21 protein-coding genes are annotated in these 20,312 nt (G+C 46.7%); 5 read left to right on the top strand and 16 right to left on the bottom strand.

All coding sequences use genetic code 11. From position 1 onward, the window contains the following. Nucleotides 1-22: 22 nt before the first annotated feature. The 8 genes from LRY47_RS03860 to LRY47_RS03825 form a co-directional block, all read right to left on the bottom strand. Nucleotides 23-241, bottom strand: coding sequence for a hypothetical protein (locus LRY47_RS03860; RefSeq protein WP_295222757.1), 219 nt, complete (start codon nucleotides 239-241; stop codon nucleotides 23-25). Nucleotides 242-495: 254 nt separating this feature from the next. Continuing rightward, nucleotides 496-1,680 carry a class I SAM-dependent RNA methyltransferase gene (locus LRY47_RS03855; protein WP_295222756.1) on the bottom strand — a complete coding sequence of 395 codons (1,185 nt, stop codon included), beginning with the start codon at nucleotides 1,678-1,680 and terminating at the stop codon, nucleotides 496-498. Between the two features lie 282 nt (nucleotides 1,681-1,962). Next, nucleotides 1,963-2,277 (bottom strand): MerR family transcriptional regulator, encoded by a 315-nt coding sequence (locus tag LRY47_RS03850; protein ID WP_295222754.1) that lies wholly within the window; start codon nucleotides 2,275-2,277, stop codon nucleotides 1,963-1,965. Beyond that, nucleotides 2,270-2,545: an integration host factor subunit alpha gene (locus tag LRY47_RS03845; RefSeq protein ID WP_132873451.1), complete on the bottom strand. Its 276-nt coding sequence runs from the start codon at nucleotides 2,543-2,545 to the stop codon at nucleotides 2,270-2,272. Before LRY47_RS03845 ends, LRY47_RS03850 begins: the two co-directional genes overlap by 8 nt. A 47-nt stretch (nucleotides 2,546-2,592) precedes the next feature. Further along, nucleotides 2,593-3,510, bottom strand: coding sequence for a hypothetical protein (locus tag LRY47_RS03840; protein ID WP_295222752.1), 918 nt, complete (start codon nucleotides 3,508-3,510; stop codon nucleotides 2,593-2,595). 9 nt (nucleotides 3,511-3,519) lie between these two features. Beyond that, on the bottom strand, nucleotides 3,520-5,580 hold the full coding sequence (fusA, locus tag LRY47_RS03835; RefSeq protein ID WP_295222750.1) for an elongation factor G: 2,061 nt from the start codon (nucleotides 5,578-5,580) through the stop codon (nucleotides 3,520-3,522). A gap of 102 nt (nucleotides 5,581-5,682) precedes the next feature. Next, complete coding sequence (locus LRY47_RS03830) at nucleotides 5,683-6,378, bottom strand: hypothetical protein (protein WP_295222748.1); 696 nt, start codon at nucleotides 6,376-6,378, stop codon at nucleotides 5,683-5,685. Nucleotide 6,379: 1 nt separating this feature from the next. Next, complete coding sequence (locus LRY47_RS03825; protein ID WP_295222747.1) at nucleotides 6,380-7,375, bottom strand: type II secretion system protein; 996 nt, start codon at nucleotides 7,373-7,375, stop codon at nucleotides 6,380-6,382. An 84-nt stretch (nucleotides 7,376-7,459) separates the two neighbouring features. Here LRY47_RS03825 and LRY47_RS03820 point away from each other — a divergent pair, with 84 nt between their 5' ends. Continuing rightward, a complete protein-coding gene (locus LRY47_RS03820) occupies nucleotides 7,460-9,469 on the top strand; it encodes a prepilin-type N-terminal cleavage/methylation domain-containing protein (RefSeq protein ID WP_295222745.1) in 2,010 nt (669 codons plus the stop codon). On the opposite strand, the gene LRY47_RS03815 is transcribed toward LRY47_RS03820, so the two are convergent. The 4 genes from LRY47_RS03815 to LRY47_RS03800 form a co-directional block, all read right to left on the bottom strand. Beyond that, nucleotides 9,444-10,304, bottom strand: a complete 861-nt coding sequence (locus LRY47_RS03815; protein ID WP_295222744.1) for a tRNA (adenine-N1)-methyltransferase — start codon at nucleotides 10,302-10,304, stop codon at nucleotides 9,444-9,446. The two genes, LRY47_RS03820 and LRY47_RS03815, sit on opposite strands and share 26 nt — an antisense overlap. Next, nucleotides 10,297-11,202 (bottom strand): ATP-binding protein, encoded by a 906-nt coding sequence (locus LRY47_RS03810; protein WP_295222742.1) that lies wholly within the window; start codon nucleotides 11,200-11,202, stop codon nucleotides 10,297-10,299. Before LRY47_RS03810 ends, LRY47_RS03815 begins: the two co-directional genes overlap by 8 nt. Beyond that, nucleotides 11,202-11,393 carry a MoaD/ThiS family protein gene (locus LRY47_RS03805; protein ID WP_295222740.1) on the bottom strand — a complete coding sequence of 64 codons (192 nt, stop codon included), beginning with the start codon at nucleotides 11,391-11,393 and terminating at the stop codon, nucleotides 11,202-11,204. The genes LRY47_RS03810 and LRY47_RS03805 overlap by 1 nt, the downstream gene beginning before the upstream one ends. A gap of 175 nt (nucleotides 11,394-11,568) precedes the next feature. Beyond that, entirely contained in the window at nucleotides 11,569-12,312 is a 744-nt protein-coding gene (locus tag LRY47_RS03800) for a cyclic nucleotide-binding domain-containing protein (RefSeq protein WP_295222738.1), read from the bottom strand. 291 nt (nucleotides 12,313-12,603) lie between these two features. On the opposite strand from LRY47_RS03800, the gene LRY47_RS03795 reads away from it, so the two are divergent. Genes LRY47_RS03795 through LRY47_RS03785 form a run of 3 tightly spaced genes read left to right on the top strand, consistent with a single transcriptional unit; the run spans nucleotide 12,604 to nucleotide 17,681 of the window. After that, nucleotides 12,604-13,710 carry a glutamate synthase gene (locus tag LRY47_RS03795; RefSeq protein ID WP_295222737.1) on the top strand — a complete coding sequence of 369 codons (1,107 nt, stop codon included), beginning with the start codon at nucleotides 12,604-12,606 and terminating at the stop codon, nucleotides 13,708-13,710. Further along, a complete protein-coding gene (locus tag LRY47_RS03790; RefSeq protein WP_295222735.1) occupies nucleotides 13,698-15,338 on the top strand; it encodes a glutamate synthase-related protein in 1,641 nt (546 codons plus the stop codon). The genes LRY47_RS03795 and LRY47_RS03790 overlap by 13 nt, the downstream gene beginning before the upstream one ends. A 12-nt stretch (nucleotides 15,339-15,350) precedes the next feature. Further along, nucleotides 15,351-17,681, top strand: a complete 2,331-nt coding sequence (locus tag LRY47_RS03785; protein WP_295222734.1) for an FAD-dependent oxidoreductase — start codon at nucleotides 15,351-15,353, stop codon at nucleotides 17,679-17,681. A 90-nt stretch (nucleotides 17,682-17,771) separates the two neighbouring features. On the opposite strand, the gene LRY47_RS03780 is transcribed toward LRY47_RS03785, so the two are convergent. The 4 genes from LRY47_RS03780 to LRY47_RS03765 form a co-directional block, all read right to left on the bottom strand. Continuing rightward, nucleotides 17,772-17,951: a hypothetical protein gene (locus LRY47_RS03780; protein WP_295222732.1), complete on the bottom strand. Its 180-nt coding sequence runs from the start codon at nucleotides 17,949-17,951 to the stop codon at nucleotides 17,772-17,774. Continuing rightward, on the bottom strand, nucleotides 17,952-18,410 hold the full coding sequence (locus tag LRY47_RS03775) for a glycoside hydrolase family protein (RefSeq protein ID WP_295222730.1): 459 nt from the start codon (nucleotides 18,408-18,410) through the stop codon (nucleotides 17,952-17,954). It lies immediately after the preceding gene. Nucleotides 18,411-18,709: 299 nt separating this feature from the next. Further along, complete coding sequence (locus LRY47_RS03770) at nucleotides 18,710-18,997, bottom strand: DUF1330 domain-containing protein (RefSeq protein WP_295222729.1); 288 nt, start codon at nucleotides 18,995-18,997, stop codon at nucleotides 18,710-18,712. 8 nt (nucleotides 18,998-19,005) lie between these two features. Continuing rightward, nucleotides 19,006-19,776 carry an SDR family oxidoreductase gene (locus LRY47_RS03765; RefSeq protein WP_295222728.1) on the bottom strand — a complete coding sequence of 257 codons (771 nt, stop codon included), beginning with the start codon at nucleotides 19,774-19,776 and terminating at the stop codon, nucleotides 19,006-19,008. A gap of 117 nt (nucleotides 19,777-19,893) precedes the next feature. On the opposite strand from LRY47_RS03765, the gene LRY47_RS03760 reads away from it, so the two are divergent. Continuing rightward, entirely contained in the window at nucleotides 19,894-20,262 is a 369-nt protein-coding gene (locus LRY47_RS03760; RefSeq protein ID WP_295222726.1) for a helix-turn-helix domain-containing protein, read from the top strand. Nucleotides 20,263-20,312: the final 50 nt, after the last annotated feature.

Raw genomic sequence — 20,312 nt, 5'->3', positions numbered from 1 at the left:
CAAAAAAGAGGTCAACCGATTTTCAGCGCTGTTTCCAGTTCTCTTCGCCGCAGCAGGAGCATTTCCTGCGCATGGGCGGGTTCTTCTGTCCGCAGTTGCGGCATGTTTTCATTACAAGGAAATAATACGGAACAAGAATGACATATATCAGCACTATCACAAGCGCGACGAGCTGGAAAAATTTGAATTTAAATCCGAGAAGAATAGAGATGATAAAAAGTATCGAACCTGTCCAGAGCATAAAAACCGCCTATATGATATTTTATCTATTATAGCAGTTTATTAATGAGATTGCCAATATGACAGGCATTGTTTTAAGCCTCCCTTTACAAAAGGGAGGTTTGGAGGGATTTAAACTATAATATTTAGGCAGATTGCTTCGTCACTTCGTTCCTCGCAAAGACAGGCTATACGTCTTCGCGAACCATGAAAGGGTGACGCGACCTGAACCTTACAGATTGCATCGTCACTTTGTTACTCTCAAAGACTGTTTTTTTATCCTGATGTTTCTTCGTCAGCCTTTACTCTCTTAGTTCCTTCATACATCTCGTATTCAAGAAGGCGGCACTCGATGTTTGAGTTGTGGAAAACGTGTCTGCGGGATGCTTTCAGACCGACCTTTTTGGCAAGGTCAGGGTTTCCGGTGAATATAAAACATCTGCTTCCCTTGCATTTCTGTTTAAAGAAGTCGCCAAGAGCTTCGTATATGGGTTCAAGTGCCTGCTGATCACCGAGACGCATACCGTATTCGGGGTTCACCACGAGAATGAAGTTGCCCGCTTTCGGAAGGTGGCTGTCTCTGAAATCACAGCGCTGAACGTGTATCAGGTTCTCAAAACCTGCGTTCTTTATGTTTGTCTGTGCGGCGATTATAGCATCGCGGCTGATATCCGATGCCTGAATCTTGATATCGGGTTTCATGCGAACCGCGTCCATCGCTTTTCTGCGCACTTTTTCGTATTCGTTCGGGTCATATCCGACAATGTGCATAAAGCCGAAATTCTTTCTGAATGCTCCGGCAGGCGTATTAGTGGCTATCATAGCCGCTTCGATGCTGATTGTACCGCTACCGCACATGGGGTTAACGAAAGGAGTGGAGCCGTCGTATTTCGCGGCCATAAGAACAGCCGCCGCAAGAGTCTCCTGCATGGGAGCCTTGTTCGGGTTTATTCTGTATCCGCGTCTTGAAAGGGGTTCCCCTGACGTATCCAGATAAACCGCGCAGTCATTCTCTTTCCAGTAAAGGAAAATAACGGTTTTGTCTTCCTGTGGTCCCGAATCCGGTCTGTTTCCGGTTTTTTCGCGCATACGGTCAACGATTGCGTCTTTAAGCTTATAAGAAGCGAATCTGGTATCCTTTATCGTATCGTTCAGAACGGAAGCGGAAACACTGAAGTAACCCTTCTGGGGGATGATCTCCTCCCATGGCAGTTTGCGCCCGTTCTTATAAAGCACGTCGGGGTTTTGGATTCTGTATTTGTCCAGACACCAGAGCACACGGTGTCCTGTGCGTATATGCATGTTCAGAAAGATACAGTCGTTAAGAGTTCCCTCGGTGGCAACAGCCGCCTTTCTGGTGTAAAGCACTGGGAAACCCAATTCTTTAAGTTCCTTTTCCAGATATTGAGGTATCTCTTTAGGACATGTAATAAGTATTTCGCTTTTTTTATCAAATTTCATCGTTAATCTCCGGAGATAGGACTATACAGAAAAACGGGATAAAAGCAAGGAGTGAAGCGCAGACAGTGTATAAAAATTGAGATCGAGTGGTCACGGACACTCCTCTCGGAGACAAATACAAGTTTATAAAAACGAAGAAACGCAACTTTGCCCGCCTGTGGTTTCAGGACAAAACCCGCTTGCGTGAGCGAAGAGAGGCTTGCCGAACTGAGCGTTAGCGTGATTTTCCACATGGAAGGGGAAATCTCGCGGTGAATCTGAAACAAAAAACTCCTGAACTTGTCAGGAGTTTAAAAGTTTAAGTATATCAATGAGTTCAGCTTTAATAACTTCGTTTTCGGTTTTTTCACACGAATCATCTTCACCGCTTAAGCTCTTGAGCTTTTTCTTTGCTCCTTCAATGGTGTATTTTTCGTCATACAACATCTTCATGAGCATACGCACAAGCTCAATGTGCTTTTCGGTGTAAAACCGCTGACCACCACCTGACTTTGAAGGCCGAAGCTGTTTAAACTCTTTTTCCCAAAAACGTAAAACAGATGGTCTGAGACCGGTAATTTCGCAGACTTCGCCTATTTTGTAATAGAGCTTAGTCATTTACCTCGTCTTTAAATATCTGGCTGGGGCGAAAAACAACAACAGTTCTGGGTTCGATAACAGTTTCGATACCCGTCTTGGGGTTACGACCGATTCTGCGACCTCTTTTTTTGACTTCAAAATTGCCAAAACCGGAGATCTTAACATTTGTTTTCTCGAGGATCTTTGTGCGGACTTCAGTAAAAAGTTCATCGACAACCTTTGCGATATCTTTTTTAGTAAGTCCGAGACGTTCGTGAATCAACTCAACAATATCAGCTTTAGTCATATAAACCTCCACGCTACTATCAAGTTTATCTGCTTAAATTCCTGTCGTCAACGGTTTTTATCGTTTTCGTTTAAGATTTTATATTTTGTAGGTCCGATACCGCTTGCATTTGCCAGTTTCTGAGCCAGTTCCTGGCTTGTGCAGCAGAGTTCGATGTCGTACAGATCGGTCTTGGAAGTTTCTGGTACTATTAAACCTTTTATATTATTCGCCTGTAAAAATACCATAGCGGAACCGCTGTCGTCATAGCTTTTAAGATATTTTACTTTTCTTCCGGAAATAACAAGAGACGAGCGGCTATCGAATTTATAAACATGCCATTTTTTGTTTTCTCGCCGTTCGGAACCTATTCTTGCCATTTTAAGGTCATTATTTTCAGCGAGCATCTTGACGTCTCTTGTGGCGGAACCGTCAATGCCGATGAAAACAATTTTAAAATTCCCCGAATAAATAGGCAAAAGGTCAACACTTCTTGTCGGTATACGTTTCGGAGGTTCGCCCATACTTGTTATGGGTGAAATCTTTTCTTCCGGTTTGTCCTCTTTCTCTTCTTTAGGAGGAACGTAATCGGAAACAATCAGAACGCCCTGCTGTCCTTCGGGTTTGCCCTCTTCCAGCACACCGATCTTAGAGTAACCTTCCAGAACCATAGGATCCGGTTTTTCGGTTTTTTTAGGGGGTTCTGCCTTCGGCATAATATTTTTAAGGCTTGTGTCAATGGCGGGAACGGTTATTTCCTGCTGTTTTATGTACTTTGTATAAATGACGAATGACGGGGAAAGGGAGCAGATGAACGCGGCAAGTATTATAAAAGGCAGGGACAGACCCTGACGTCTGTCCGCTGCCTTAACCTTTCCGCTGAATACCACACGGCTGAAAAACGCGTCAGTCAGCTCTCCCGTCAGGAGCATATGTATCTCTCTGGCGCTCCTGTTGTGATATTTCAGCAGATTTATTTCATTCATCTAAACGGATCAAGCCCCTTTATTTTCTGAGACAACTTTGTCCACCAGATGCGAAGGCAGTTCCTCGTAATGAGAGAACTCCATTGTGAACATACCATGTCCGCCTGTCATACTACGCAAATCCGGCGCATATTTCAATACCTCAGACATGGGAACCTGAGATCGTATATGCTGACCGTTCGTTTCCGGCTCAACATTGACAATCCTTCCGCGCCGTGAGTTCAGATCGCCGATCACAGCACCGGTCATATCGTCCGGAACAAAAACGTCCAGATTCATAATAGGTTCAAGTAACACAGGTTTGGCATCCATTGCAACCTTTTTAAATGCCAGCGAACCTGCTATTGCAAAAGCCATCTCCGAAGAATCCACCGTGTGGTAGGAACCGTCGTATAGCACAGCCTTGAAATCTATCATTGGAAATCCGCCGAGAACGCCCTCTTCCGCCGCTTCGATGATACCTTTTTCAACTGCGGGAATATACTGTCTGGGTACGGCTCCGCCCACGATATTATTAACAAATTCAAATCCGTTGCCGCTGTTGGGGTGCAGTTCGATGAAAACATCGCCGTACTGTCCGCGTCCGCCGGATTGCTTCTTATATTTGCCCTGCCCTTTGGCAGGTTTGCGTATGGTCTCCATATAAGGCACTTTCGGCGCTTTAAGCTCCACGCTTACACCGAACTTGTTCTTAAGTTTTTCAACCACAACCTCAATGTGCATCTGCCCCATACCTCTGACGAGCAGATCGCCTGTGCGCTCATCCCTGTCCACACGAAGTCCAACGTCCTCTTCCATCAGCCTGTGAACGCCTGTGGATACCTTGTCCTCGTCGTCTTTTGATTTCGGCTTGATGGAATATGCCAGAACAGGTTCTGCAAGCTGATATTTCGGGAAAAGTATTTTGCGCTTCGGGTCGCAAAGGGTATCGAACGTTTCAGAATATCTGAGTTTGTTCACCATACCTATCTGTCCGGCGGTAAGCTTGTCCACTTTGACGTGGTTTTTGCCCTGAAGCAGGTAAAGCTGGGTTATTTTCTCTTTTTTACCGCTGTTGGTGTTATATACCTCGCTGTCGTTAACTATTTCGCCTGAACACACACGGAATATTGTGAGTTTTCCTGCGAAAGGGTCTATGAAAGTTTTAAATACATACGCGGAGAATTCCTTGCTCATGGGGTCAACGAATATCTCTTCGCCTGTCTCTTCCATGGTGGCGATTCTGTGTTCCCGCTCAACGGGGGACGGCAGATATTTGATTATAGCTTCAAGCAAAAGCTTGCTTCCTATGTTTTTCACGGCAGAACCGCAGATAACGGGGATGAAGCGTTTAGCTATCGTGCCTTCGCGCAGACCTGCTGTTATCTCCTCTTCAGAGAGGTCGCCCTCTTCCAGATATTTTTCAATGAGCGCGTCGTCGGTTTCGCTCACCGCTTCCAGAAGCTTTATCCTGTATTTTTCGGCTTCAGGCAAAAGGTCTGCTGAAATATCCTCAACCTGATATGCTGCGGTGGGTTCAGCCGGATAGATGTAAGCCTTCATTTTAACAAGATCTATAATACCTTTGAAATCCGCCTCTTTGCCAATTGGGAGAAAGAGTGGCAAAGGGTCGATCTCAAATGATTTTTCAATGTCGCCAAGCGCACGGAAAAAGTCCGCCCGCTCCTTATCCATTTTATTAACGAAAATAAGCTTCGCGAGGTCAAATTCTTCCGAATATTTCCATACTCTCTTTGTTTCAGCCTTAACGCCTGTAATAGCGGATGCTATGACCACAGCGCCGCCAACAGCGGACAGACCTGCTCTTGTTTCGTGCAGGAAGTTTGCATATCCGGGGGTATCCACGATGTTGATAAGTGTTTCAAGCCACTCGATTGAGCAGACCTTTGCATGAAGGGAAAGATGTCTTTCAATCTCGACCGGGTCAAAATCCATAACGCTGGTGCCGTTTTCCACACTTCCGATCCTGTTCGTAGCCTTGGCATTGAAAAGGATGGCTTCCACCAAGCTAGTCTTGCCCGCACCTCCGTGAGAAATAAAAGCGATGTTCCGTATTTTCTTAATGTCCATAGGTCACCCTCCTGAAGTGTAGGATGCAATATATAAAGTATATCATGGGAATACGCGGAAACAACAGAACGGCGGAGAAATGTTAGAATTATTTCAGGATTGTCAGATACCGAGCAGGTCGGCGGTTTTTGAGGGGTCGATGTCTTTGTATATTACGTCGGGCGAAGTATCCTGTATGGCTTTAATGATGCTTTTTGCTGTCATCTCAGCCTGAAATTCGGTTATTGCGTCAGTTGCAGATTTTTTTATGTTGTCGAGCCGCACATCAGCGGTGTCCGTCTGCGCATTGTTAGCGGCGAGCTTTGCCGCAACTTTTTTCATGGCACTGTTTATCTGCCCCACGGGATCGCCCGACTCAAGGTTTATCACCTCAAGCCCCAGCTCTCTGGAATCCGCATCACTTATCACCTTTGTTCCGAGAAACTGTGAAGACGAGGCTTTCTGGTCTATCGAATAAAGCGCCTGTTCAGCTTTTGCAACTATGGCGTCCTGCTCCGGCAGTGAAAGGTCGTTGTTCTTATACTGCATGGCAAGGTTGCGCAAATCCTGCAATTTACTGCTCACATCCATTAGGGCAGAATTTCTGGATTGCTGAAAACTGATGTTAGACTGAACGTCACGCGCCTGCAAATATGCGGAATTTATTCTGTTTTTAACCTGCGTTGATGATTGCGCGGAATCTGACGCGGTGGCTTCCGTATCGTCAAAACGCACATCGGACGCAGAGGTATTCTGTATGCTCTGCTTCTTTCCTGTCGATATTGATGTTACGTTCGATGGTGTTATTTTTTCTATCATATCAGTTTGCCGCGTTCAGTATAAAGGTTCTGGTATAGTAGTCATTATCATTTGATTCCTGTGCTTTATCCTGCACCTCTATAGTTATTTTATATGATTGCTGAGAAAAATTCGAGCTATTTCCTGCAATTCTTACAAATTGTCCTTTTTGAAATGTAGATGCGGTGGTTTTAAGCTCATCAGCATCGTCAGCGCTGAAATAAAAATGCAGTCCGTCAGTGATAAGCTGTGCGTTGTCATTATCATCTTCTATTCTGAATCCGTATTCCGCAGTTGAGCCGTTCGCGTGGGGTATACCGCCCTCCACATACAGCCTTACGGAATAGGCAGTACCCTTTTTCGCATAGGGCATTGTCTGGGTAACAAATTTGATGCTTTCGCCTTCACAACCGACCTTTGAGCGCAGTTCATCCAGCGACATCCAGTCCACTATGTCGTCGTATTTCATTTTCAGATCAGTATCGGAATTTGAGGCTATCGCGTCCGTTCCCTGCGGATAAACTCTTATAATTCCGTTGTTGTTAATCGTCTGTAATACTTTGTTTTCGCCGCCGCTGGCTATGACAAACGCAATGTTTGAGATTTTCGTTCGATCCGTATCATTGTCAGCACATGTTGCATTATTGCAGATCCAGACTTCAGTATTCGTATAGCCTGAACCGCAAACGGTATTAATATCGGTTAAATCGCCGAGATTCCAGCCCGACATTGTCTTGTCGAGTATAGGGTCGGCATAGTAAAAAAACTGATGATTAAAGCTATCCTGCGGGTATGAAACGGATGTGCTGAAATCATCCTGTTCAGGTAAATTTTTGCCTTTCTGGACAGAACTTATAAGCGCACTTTTGTCAGATGCTATCATCTGCCGTGTCTTCTCTGCGCCGCCGCGGTTGACAAACAGCGTAAGAATTGATGACGCAGACGCAAGAACAAGTCCGAATATCACCATAACGATAGCCATCTCAATCATTGAAAACCCTTTAATATTTCTACCCATGCCGTAATTGTAATATATTTTTACTTTAAAAAAAAGCCTGACTTGATGTATAATTCAAAGGATATAAAGTATTTGGAACACAATATGAACAAAAAAGGGTTTACGCTTCTTGAACTCGCAATCGTACTTATCATCGTAGGCATTGTTTCCGCCGGAGCGATGAAGATACTCCACGGAGCATTCAGCGGCAATAAACAAACGACAACAAAAAACTTCATCGCATTAGCCGTTAAGGACATTGCCGCATATACAGTGAGAGCAAGAAAATTACCCGCATCTCTTTCTCCGGCAACCTCACAGACAAAAGATGCGTTCGGAAACGACCTTGAATACAAAATCGCCGCAGGTCTTGACGACACAGATATATGCTCCATCGAATCCACAGACATGAGCGTAACCGCACCAAATATAATAGAAAATGATATAGCTTTCATAATCATCAGCAAAGGCGAAGACGGACAGAAACAATACGCCGAGTCAGGCAAAGCATACACCTTTTATGAGGACGGAGAAACGGTCAGCGGCGTGAAATTTGACGATGTTGTCGGCTGGATGAATCTTGATACACTGAAAGCAATGGCAGGCTGCGAAGGCTCTCTGGGCATAGAGCAAAACAAACTGCCGGACGCTGTGGTGTCCAACAGCTATGAATACAAACTGACGCTCAGAGGCGGCACAGCGGACTACAAATGGTGCGTTGAATCGGACAACAAAGCCACTGTGAAAGACCAGATGTTCTTCGGAACCGACAGCAGTGATGATTCACACGGTATAAAAGATATCGGCTCCTGCAATTCAGGCAACGGCATAACAGGCGATACAATAACCATACATTCTAATAAAAAAGCTCTTTCCGTCGCCCAATCAGACAGCGGTTCGGCTCTCATAAAGGTGCGGCTGGAAGATGCCAACGGCATAATCGTCACAAAAAATTATAACCTGCGAATACTCAGGGAATTCGAGGTTGCTATGGCGGCACCCGAAAGCGGCGGCAATGGCAGCAACAATTATGTCGATGTCGTTTCAACAGGCGGAAGCAACTTTGTATCAAACGATACAGTTGCAGATTCCAATACGGCAATCGTCAATTCTGACCAGATAAAGCTGGTTCAGAACTCCAACACGCGGGTTATAAGCGTACTGTACAATTGCAGCGCAAACCCGACGTCCGCTTCGGCTTGTCCCAAGTTCGGAAACAAAGGGCTTATCTCCACCTATTTTACCGTGGAATATTACAGAAACCCTTCCGCATGGCAGCAGGCGCTTGGGTTTACATTTACTATTATAAAAAGCTATGTCGCAGGTTCAGCCTATACATCGACACTTAAAATGACAGGTTCCGGCGATTCAGGGCTTGGTTACGGAGGAAGCGGCGGCGACCACAAAGGAATTAAAGCGGGCAACAGCTTTGCCATCGAGTTCGATCTCCAGAATGACGGTAAAAACGACATTAACAATAACCACATGGCTATTGTTTCATACGCTAACATAAATAATTATGACGGAACGTGGGACAACAAAGGCAATTTCAATAACAACGACACGTTCACTGCCTATGGAGATAACGTTCACGACACACTGTCCGGAACCAGAATCTATGCAACGACCTACAATGACAGATGCGGCTCAAACGGCATAAATTCAGGGGTGAAGGGTTTCGGATGTTATTATAACAATTCAGATGCTCCCATCGTGAACAGCTACGACAAAGGAGAAAAGATGGGCGTCAGACTTGAAGCCATCGGAGGATGCAACAGCAGCGGCACAGCATGCACCGGACTTTCGGGAAGCAGTAACTACACCTGCGTTTATGTGTGGAAATACAATATGACCGATCTGAACAGCAACAGCACACTGAAAGCGGCTATGACAGACCAAACAGCCCACTACGTTTATGACAAACTGATAAACGGCACAGCATACCCCACGGGAGACCCTCTGTTAAAAGATTGTTTCCCGGACAATACGACCTACGCAGGTACTCTGGACTATTTCAGATACGGATTCACCACCAGCAACTATTACAGCAGCAGCAGTCAGTTATACTATGATTTCACCGACTTTTTCCTCAGTTCTGGTCAGTATACTCCATAGGTTCTGAAGACTCTGTATATTTATCGCTGACGTCCTCTCTTTTAATCTCGCGGACGGGCATGGGAACCACTTTACGCGCCTTTATGAGAAATGCGCTGTGGTTATATGTCCACATTTCGGGACGCACTGAACGTCCGTCTATCTTCCAAGGGCGTTTTGTGATCTCAAACGTCTCTATCTCTTCAAAATAGCCGCTGGCTTTAAGATGCTCAACAAGCGTCACCGCCTGAAGGATTGTGGGCAGATAGCATACGATAAGCCCGCCGTTTGCAAGCCCCGTGTCACAGTGTTTAACCACATGCCACGGTTCCGGCAGGTCAAGAACGATCCTGTCGAATTCGCCGTCTATACCTTCGTAAACGCTTCTTATCTCAATTGAGTGGTTAGGAGCGTCACCGTAATACTCTCCGATGAACTTTGCCGCATCCATGGCGAAATCCTCGCGTATCTCATAACTTGTAAGCTGTCCTTTGCCGCCAAGCGCATGGAGTAACGCGATCGACATTGCACCCTGACCGATTCCAGATTCCAGAACGCGCTGGTCTCCGTGAATGTCGCCGGACATAATTATTGCTGCGCTGTCTTTTGGATAGATTATCTGTGCGCGGCGTTTTATGTTCATTACATAATCGCTGTATGTTGGGTAAAATACGCGGTATGCAACACCCTTCTGAGTGTATGCCACACCGCCGTCCCCCGCTTTAATGATGTCCTCGTGGTCGATGAAACCGAACTGCGAAGAAAAGCGTACTCCCTCTTTCATTCTCAGAAGGTGTCGTTTTCCCCTCACTTCATCAATAACAAATGCCAGTGAACCGTATTCAAGTTTAGCCATTCAGTTTCTCCGTTAATCTGCAAAAGGAACATACATCAAGGTACGATTCCGCCCCGCATTTTATACATTTTTTTATTTCATCTTTATCTGATTCGTTGGTTATATACGGAAATCTGTCCGCCGCCGCTCTGAAAAATTCGCCGTAAAAGAAATGTTTCGTACCGGGAGCGGCTGCTTCCAGTTCGTTAAGAACTTCCTTAAACTTCAGAGACGATGCACCGCGGCTCTTCGGACATTCATCAGGGATATAGTCTATGCCGTTGAGAAATGCGTAAGCCGCAACCTCTTTTTCTGTAAGGCGGATAAGCGGTTTTACCTTTCTTTTTATGGTTTCGCCCTCTTCCGGCAATATGGGGCTCATCTTCGCAAGGTGTTTCGTGTCCCAGCGCAGAACGTTGCCAAGCATCCGAGCCGCCTCGTCGTCGAGGTTATGACCTGTCGCCGCGACGGTGAAACCGCCGTCCAGCGCCACCTTGTTGAAGTAATGCCTCTTCACCTGCCCGCATACGGAACAGGCGTTTCTCTTTGTCTTCGCCGCCAGAAGCGGTATCGGGCATTTTTCTTCATCGAGGTCTATTATAATTGATTCGAGTTTATTCTTTTCAGCAAAGGCTAAAACCTTCGCTTTGGATTTCTGTGAATATTCGCCTATGCCGAGGCTGACATACATTCCGGCAGTCTTATATCCCATAAGGTTAAGGATATGCCAGAGGACAAGACTGTCCTTACCGCCGGAAACGCACACCATAACACGGTCGGACGTTTTCAGCATGGAGTATTCTTTTATAGCGGCTTCCACCTGTCTGTGGAAATATTCGGTGAAATGGTCTTTACAAAATCCTGCGTTGTGCCTGCTGAGGCTGATTACGGCGTTTTCTTCGCATTTGATACATTTCATCAGCCGCCGCTCACAACCGATATGAGTTTTATCTCCGTGCCGTTCTTAACACACAGGTCGGGCGTGACAAGACAGCCGTCCACCACCACCAGAACCGCATTTTCGTTCTGACCGACATCTCGAAGTATATCTTTAATTCTGTTCTTTCCCGATTCACGGATGGTGCCGTCGGGAAATTCAACTTTGACCATTATTCCTCTGAAAAAAAGCTCTTTGGGAAAGCAAAGGTAAATTACAGGCGGGTTTTTGTCAATATATAATGAGAAACACAAGTTTACGTCTCTGCGAGGAAGCCTTAAGGCTGACGCGGCAGTCTGAGCGGATCAGATTGCTTCGGGCTGCAGCCTTCGCAAAGACAAGGCATTTTTAACAATAGGAAAGTCTTTTCATCTGCTCTTTAAAACGCGCCGTATCCACCTCTATTATGACCTTCGTCGGTTCCGTCCGTTTCACATCGGTAGGTTTCCCGTCATCCGATTCAACAACTTTTACCTCTGCAGGAAAAATAAGTTTTTTAAATATGTTGAGGGTCTTAAAATTATGTATCGCATCGGTTATCTTCCATGCTTCAAGCCCTGAACGGCTGATAACCTCTTTAAAATCGAGTTCAACTTCACAAACATTGCTGTTCCAGTTCATTTTCTGTTCGATGCAATAGCCGACAACAAGCATGACACGCGATTGAAAATGGTTAGAGGATGATATATTAAGGTCGTTAAGCCGTTCAGCATAATTTTTTATGACACGATATGTCAGTTCGTGCGTATTGAACAGACCGCGTATGAACATCTGGTTCGGGCATTCCAGAGCAAGAAGAACCGGACTTTTTGCCTTTACAGTGGCGGAACGCTGATTATTTTCGAGAAAAGCGCCCATTTCGCCGACAATATCGCCGCCGCCAAGCACAGCAAGCCTGTTTTCATTGCCGAATCTGTCGATACGGACAACCTCTGCTTCACCGCTTAAGAGTATGTACACATGGGTTGCGTACTCTCCCTGACGAATCACACAGTCACCTTCGACAAACTTTTTCAGTTTTCCGTAGTTTTTGAAAAGGTTTGTTATCTCCTGATTGACCTTAAGAGAAAACCCGGGCTTCTTTTTCTCCATAAATCCCTCTTTGCGTGTGAACTATTTTAGCTTGTATATTGGAAATCTGAAAGTCAAAATTAAAAAAATTTATATCAAAACAAACTAAACTGAAATTTAAGCCTTCTAAACTAAGTTTAGCCCGTCTTAAAAAACCTTTATGTATGAACAATTCAGCAGAACAGAAATCAAGCATACACTCATGTTTCGTATCAGACCTTATTTTCTTAGTCTTCTCACATGCTATTCCTAATTATAGAATTATTGACTTTTCATTTAATTCATTTTATAAGGTTATAAAGGAGGTAAAGTATGTGCAGAATAGGAGCAATTAAATCCAAAAACTACATACACCCCTCAAAAGCCCTTCACCTTATGAGATCACAGCAGAAAGGGCATGACAATTCAGGCTTCGCCATGGTTATGCAGGACCTCGGAGGCAGATTTGCCAACTACAAGGAACTGCCCATTCTCTCTATGGCATGCACTGACGAGGGAGTTAAAATAGCTGAAGACATCCTGCACGAGGCAGGTTTCAGCCGCGTGATGCAGTGGAGTCCGGAGATCAACGAACAGGCGGGATTGAAGATCGAACCGATGCCTAATTATGTCTTTCAGGTTCTTCACTATCCCAAAAGCTATAAGTACGCACCGGCGCGCGAGAAGGAAGAACTTCTCGTGGATATCCGCCTGCAGATAAGAGAAGCTCTGGAAGAAACGAACGACGGATATGTCTATTCGTTCTGGCCGGACGTTCTCACCCTTAAAGAGATCGGCGACCCCACAGATATCGGAACCTATTTCAACCTGTGGCAGCCGGATGAGGACTTCACAGCGAAGATAATCACCGCGCAGTGCCGTCAGAACACTAACTATGACATCGTGCGTTATGCCGCGCACCCCTTCTTCCTTGAAGGTTACACAGCGCTTGCAAACGGTGAGAACACTTTTTATGAAAAGAACAAGAACTTCCAGAAAAACCTTTATAAAGGCTATATCGGTTTCGAGTCGGATTCACAGTGTTTCCTTTACACACTGCACTACATCCACAAGATACTGAAATGGCCGCTGCAGTATTACAAACACACCATCACACCCCTTGCGTATGATGATGCTGAAAAACGTGAAGACCACGCGATACTGCAAAACATCCGTGCGGTTCTGGGCAACCTTGAGCTTAACGGACCCAATACCATCATCGCAGTGCTTCCCGACGGAACAATGTTCAACACCTGCGATGCGAAAAAACTCCGCCCCGTTGTTATCGGACATACGGCAGACACGGCGGTCATCTCCTCCGAGGTGACAGGTCTGAACGAAATTCTGCCCGAACGCGACTGGACACAGGACATCTACACTCACGAAAGGGAGATGGTTGTTATCAACAACAATCTGGAGGTGGAAAGATGGCAACAATGAAAGTAAATCAGATTTCCAGAGATGATCTGGATTGGCAATTACAATACAACACCGACAGATGTACATTCTGCGGAAAATGCGTTGCGGCCTGCCCTTTCAGGGCTATCGAAGCCGGAGTTGAAAAACGCAGAAAGGTCATAAGCGACCATTTCACACCCGAACCAAAGGTTCAGTTCAAAACAGTACCCGTCATCAAACAGGTGGTGGGCGAATATAACTTCTGCCGCGGATGCGGCATCTGCGAAAGGGTATGCCCCAACGAGGCTATCAAACCCGTGCGCAACGAAGATTCCAGATTCGGCGTTAAATACCGTGCGACACTTGCCGACCCCTATAAAAGAGGCGGACGCGCAAACCTCGCTACCGAAAAACGCACTCTGGACAAAATCAAGGTCGGACGTATCTCTCAGATGACCGACCCCTCGCTGGATGCATCCAGACACACCTTCGACATGCTGGCTCCCTTCGGGCGCATACTGCCCGCAGACGAGATGCCTTTTGACGTTGTCGACGGCAAGCTGGTGATGAACAGCGCGACACCTAAAGTAAACTGGATTTACCCCATCATCGTGGGCGATATGTCCATCGGCGCTCTTTCATGGCGTATGTGGGAAGCGATGGCAATAGCCGTTGCATACCTCAACGAACAGGTCGGACTGCCTGTGCGCATGTGTTCAGGTGAAGGCGGCGTGCCGATCAGACTGCTGAAATCCAGATACCTTAAATATGTAATACTCCAGATAGCTTCCGGTCACTTCGGCTGGAACCGTATCATCAACTCCATGCCCATGATGCAGGAACTTCCTGCGGGCGTGCTTATAAAGATCGGTCAGGGTGCAAAACCCGGCGACGGCGGTCTGCTGCAAGCGAAAAAGGTTGCATCTCACATCTCTGAAATCAGAGGAGTGCCGAAGGCAGACCTGCTCAGCCCCCCCAACCATCAGGGTCTGTACTCAATTGAGGAGAGCGTTCAGAAAATGTTCCTGTCTCTGAACTCCGCGTTCAAGTTTCAGGTTCCCGTGGCGATCAAGGTTGCCGCAAGCGCCACCTCCGTATCGGTTTACAACAACCTGCTCCGCGACCCCTACAACATTGTCGGCGGTTTCTTCGTTGACGGTCTCGCAGGCGGAACCGGCGCGGCAAACGAAATATCTCTGGACCACACAGGTCACCCCATAGTGTCCAAACTGCGCGACTGCTACAACGCCGCCGTGCATCAGGGCAAACAGGGTCAGATACCACTTTGGGCGGCTGGCGGACTTGGTGCCAACTGGAACCTCGCCGCTGATGCGTTCAAAATGATAGCGCTGGGTGCAAACGGTGTGTTCACAGGCAAGCTTATGCTCCAGATAGCCGGATGCGTCGGCAACGACCACGGCAAATGCAACGCCTGCAACACAGGTCTCTGCCCTGTCGGTATCTGTACACAGAACCCCACTCTGGTCAAACGTCTCGACATCGACAAGACGGCTGAACAGATAGTCAACTACTTCATAGCCACCGACAACGAGCTTAAAAAGATGCTTGCGCCTATCGGCAACAGTTCGCTCCCTGTCGGACGCTCCGACTGCCTCATCTCGGTTGACAGAGCAGTGGCTGACAGACTTAACATTCAGTATTCGTGTTAAGGAGGGGAGAAGATGAGCAAAGAAACAGTTAAAATTCAAGGTATAATAGACGGCAAAAGGGTTTCCACCCAGAACCTTCTTAAAAACGTATACGCAAAACTGGAAGAAGGCTTCACCGAATTTGAAGTTGAAGCCTCCGGTCAGCACAACATCGGCGGTCCCCTCTGGACAACAGACGGAACCCCGCTGAAATTTACGGTTAAAAACCCCGGTCAGCGTGTCGGCTCAATGGGTATGCCCGGAACAGAGATAATCATCAACGGTTCCGCACCTGCGGACGTTGGCTGGCTGAACGCGGGCGCAACCATCATCCTTAACGGTGACGGCGGCGACACAACCGCACACTGCGCGGCATCCGGTAAGATATATGTCGCAGGCAGAACCGGAACACGTTCCGGCGCACTTATGAAACACGACCCCAAATTCCCTTCACCGGAATTCTGGGTACTTAAAACCGTAGGTTCGTTCAGCTTCGAGTTCATGGGCGGCGGTACAGCCATCGTCTGCGGTCTCGGCGCAGAAGAATCAGCATCCGTTCTCGGCGACAGAAGCTGTGTCGGTATGGTCGGCGGAACAGTCTATTTCAGAGGCAACGTCAAAGGGCTTTCCAAAGACGTATGGCTGATGGATCTGGACGAAAGCGACAAGGACTTCCTTCTCGCCGGACTTCCCGAATTCCTCGGCAAAGTTGACAGAAAAGACGCTCTCTCCATCCTTTCAGACATGAGCGGATGGAAAAAGATAGTCGCCAAAACATTTGAAGAGAAAAAGGTTAAATCACTCATTCCCATCAGAGACTTCCGTCTTGGTCAGTGGGTTGAGGGCGGCATATTCGGCGACCTTTTGCAGGAAGACTATTATGTGGCAAACTACGTTGAAACAGGCGATTACAGACTGAAATATCCCGAATGGCAAAACGCCAGATATTCAGCCCCCTGTGAATACAACTGCCCAGTTTTCATCCCCACACAAAAGCGTATAGCGCTTCTGCGTCAGGGAAAAGTTAAAGAAGCTCTGGAACTGGTGCTGGAATACAGCCCCTTCCCCGCTTCCGTATGCGGTCAGGTATGTCCCAACCTCTGTCAGGACATCTGCTCCCGTAAAAAAGTAGATATACCCGTTAAGATAAAACAGCTCGGACAGCTCAGCAAAGAGGCAGATATCGTTTTCGATGCGCCCCAGAAAGCTGAAAAAGTTGCGATAATCGGTTCCGGTTCATCCGGTCTTTCAGCTGCATGGCACCTGCGCAAACTCGGCTATCAGGTCGACGTTTACGAACAGGACAGCGTTGTGGGCGGTAAGCTGAAACAGGTTATCCCCAACGAACGTCTGGCGCAGGAAGTTCTTGCAGCCGAGCTTAAACGTATCATCGACAAAGGCGTTAACATCAAAACCAACTCAAAGGTTGACAAAAACCTTTTCGATAAACTGCGCAAAGACTACAGCGCTGTGATAGTTGCCGTCGGCGCACACATCCCAGTAGTAATTCCTTTTGAAGGACACGAAAAACTCGTTAAGGGTCTCGACTTCCTGAAAGAGGTAAACAAAGGGCTTAAACCCAAAGTCGGCGCTAAAGTGGTCGTTATCGGTGCGGGCAACGCAGCGATGGACGTTGTAATCGGCGCATACGAAATGGGCGCAAAAGAGGTCACAGCAATAGATATCCAGAAACCCGCAGCTTTTGAAGCGGAAATGGAGCATGCCAGACATCTCGGCGTTAAAATACTCTGGCCTGTGTTCACTCAGAAAGTAACTGATGAAGGCGTCTTAACAAAAGACGGCACCATGATACCTGCTGACACCGTTATTATCGCGGTGGGCGACAGACCGGACTTCTCTTTCATCGACAAGTCATGGCTAAACGAAAGAGGGCTTGTTAAAATGAACGAATACTTCCAGTGTGAAGCGGACGAAAAAGTGTTCATAACAGGGGACGCCATCAAACAGGGACTGTTCACACACGCTCTGGGCGACGGACGCAAAGCTGCCATCAACGTGGACAAACTGCTCAACGGACGCAAACTGGATAAATTTGAAAAAGCACCCGTTATCCCTCAGGATAAGGTGAAGGACGCATACTATCATCCCATGAATCCTCAGCGCGTTGAAGAACTCTCCGCCGAAGACGAAACAGGAAGATGTATGAGCTGCGGTTTCTGCCGCGACTGTTCCTTCTGCCTTGAGGTTTGCCCCGAACAGGCGATCACAAGGAAAGAAATTGACGGTAAATTTGAATACGTTTCCAACCCCTCAAAATGCATCGGCTGCGGAATCTGCGCAGGCGTCTGCCCTTGCGGTGTCTGGACAATGTATGAAATGACAGAAAAGTACATCGAAAGCTAAATTTTTAATGAGACTGCCGCGGGCTACGCCCTCGCAGAGACAGCTATCTGTCTTCGCAAGGAGCGCAGCGACGCGGCGATCTCATTGTTTTTATACGTTCAGGTTTGCTTCCAGCTTCATAACTATCTCGTCATCAAGCGTATTCGTGGTCTTTTCCGAAAGCTTTTTCAGCACCTCGATAATGACCATGGATATCATCTTCTCAGTCATGAACGCATAAAACACTCTGCTGAGTGCCGCAACAACCACCTTAGTTAAAACACCTGTCATCTATTTCACCTCCTGCCAAGTTCCCTCTTCCATCTGCTTCACATTTGTCCTGCTTCTGCGTCCGGACTGCGTATACCACTTGCTGTGTATCATCTCGGTTGAAGCTCCTTTCCAGTCGCCTTTTGTGAGCCGCTCTATCATATTCTTGAAACCTTTGAACCCCCCGACACCCATCTGGTATATCATGTCGATAACTACCGCTCGTCTGGCTTCGTTCATGGAATTAAAGAACGGGAACGCCTCCGCCTCTTTCGTGCAGCGCCTCACGTCTCTTTCAAGAAGCTTTTCCGCAAGCTCTTTCGTGAAGCCGTTTTCAAGTATATCTGTGATGTCTGATGTGGAAAACCCGCGGTCTTCATAGTTATACCCGAAGCCGATGGTCCATTTTTTAGCTGTACACTGATAGGGTTTTTCTCTGTAACCCTCGTATTCTTTGATTCGCTCCGCTATCTTTTCCATGCCACCTCTAATGAAGACGGAGGCGGTGCGCATAAAGCATCCGCCTCATAAATTCTGCTCATATGTCAGTGCTGTCTTCATGCGGTGGATTATAGCCGTAATGAAAAAATGAAATGTTTAAAGTAGATGAAGTGTGTTATTAAACTTGGTTTCTAAATGCAAGCAGTACAAGGAAGCTGAACCGAGAGGGCTGTGAGCATACGCACAAAGTATGTGAGCAGCTCCAAGGCGAAACTGACGCAGTAATGCGACGCATATGGAAACCGGAAAAAAGAGCGGGATGAACCCGCTCTATATGATTATATACCGTGAGTGACTATCAATCTGTAATCTGCGCCCAGATTCCTGTGTTTCATAGCTTCCGAATACTCACTGCTGTTGTACCACGCCATTCCCTCTTCATAAGTTGTAAACTCAAGAATCACAACACCCTGCGCCTCGGCTCCTTCCAGCGTTTCCGTTTTGCCGTAAACAGCGAGCGGACGCATGTTATGTCCCTTTGCTGCGGCAGGGGCGAGCTTCGCATATTCGTCAATCTCTTTCTGGTCTCTAAGTCTTTCTCTGATAAAAATAAAATATACTGACATTTTGCCTCCTAAAGGGTCTGTATTGTTCCGCCGTCTATTCTGTATTCCACTCCGGTGATCCATTTTGCTCTGTCCGATGCCAAAAAGGCTGTCAACTCTGCAACCTCTTCCGGTCTGCCTGTTCTGCCGAGGGGTATGCCTCCGATATAATTTATGATCTCATTGCGCGCCTCATCCTCTGATATTTTCTTATCATCAGCTATCAGACGAATGAAGTCGCGTGCCGCGTCTGTCTCTATAAATCCGGGAGAAACCACATTCACGCGGATACCGAATTTAGCGACCTCCAGAGAAAGCGCCTTGCTGTAGTTATTCAGCGCCGCTTTTGCGGCAGCATACCCTAGGGTGGATTCATAAATGGGCTTGTGGCTCTGTATGGAAGATATATGTATTATGACACCGCTCTTTCTCTCTGTCATGAAAGGTAAAAATCCTCTGTCGAGCCTTACGGCACCGAACAGGTTGAACTCGAACATTTTCTGCCATTCCTCATCAGTATGAGCAAGATATCCGCCGGCAGGAGATTTGGAACCTCCGGCATTGTTGACTATGATATCGGGGCAGCCGAAGTGGTTAATCGTGTCTTCAATAATCTTTCTTGCCCCGTCCACAGTGGAAATATCTGCTGAAATGCCCTTAAAAGGACAATTGTCAGGGATACTCCTCGCGGCAACAATAACTTCTGCACCGCCAGCCGCAAGACGCAATGCCGTGGCTCTTCCCATCCCCTGTGTCCCGCCTGTGACCAGTGCTTTTTTGCCTTCAAATTCTTTTTCCATTTTATTTCTCCATGAGTTGTCAGCCGCGCGGTTGCTTTCGGAATAATTAAGCCTTATACTGATATTATGTCAAGTACACACAAAAAAGTAATGTACTGACTAAAAAGTAGGTATGAAATGATAACACCGGATTCAGCCGCAACAGGCATAAGAGAAGCGATGAGAGTTCTTGAAGGGAGATGGAAGCTCCTGATAATTATGAATCTTTTTTCAAATCATGTAATGCGTTTCTCAGAACTTGAAAGAAGTATTCCTGAGGTGACGCAAAAAATGCTTATCCAGCAGTTGAAAGCTCTTGAAGCAGACGGAATAGTGTCAAGAACCGTATATCCTCAGGTTCCGCCAAAGGTTGAATACAGCCTGACAAGCGAGGGACAGGAGCTTTGCCCTGCTCTGGATGCACTTCTGGTCTGGGCTTCAAAAAGAAATCCACAGGCGGAATACGGAACGTATAATCCGAAATATGCGACTAAGCTTAACGAATAAAAGATTTTAAATCGAGCAGTTTGAGGCGGGTAAAAAATGCGCCTCTTATT

This window comes from Seleniivibrio sp., assembly GCF_021209385.1.
Lineage (GTDB): Bacteria > Chrysiogenota > Deferribacteres > Deferribacterales > Geovibrionaceae > Seleniivibrio.
Note: the sequence above shows the minus strand (reverse complement) of the source record. Positions and strands in the feature narration are given on the sequence as shown.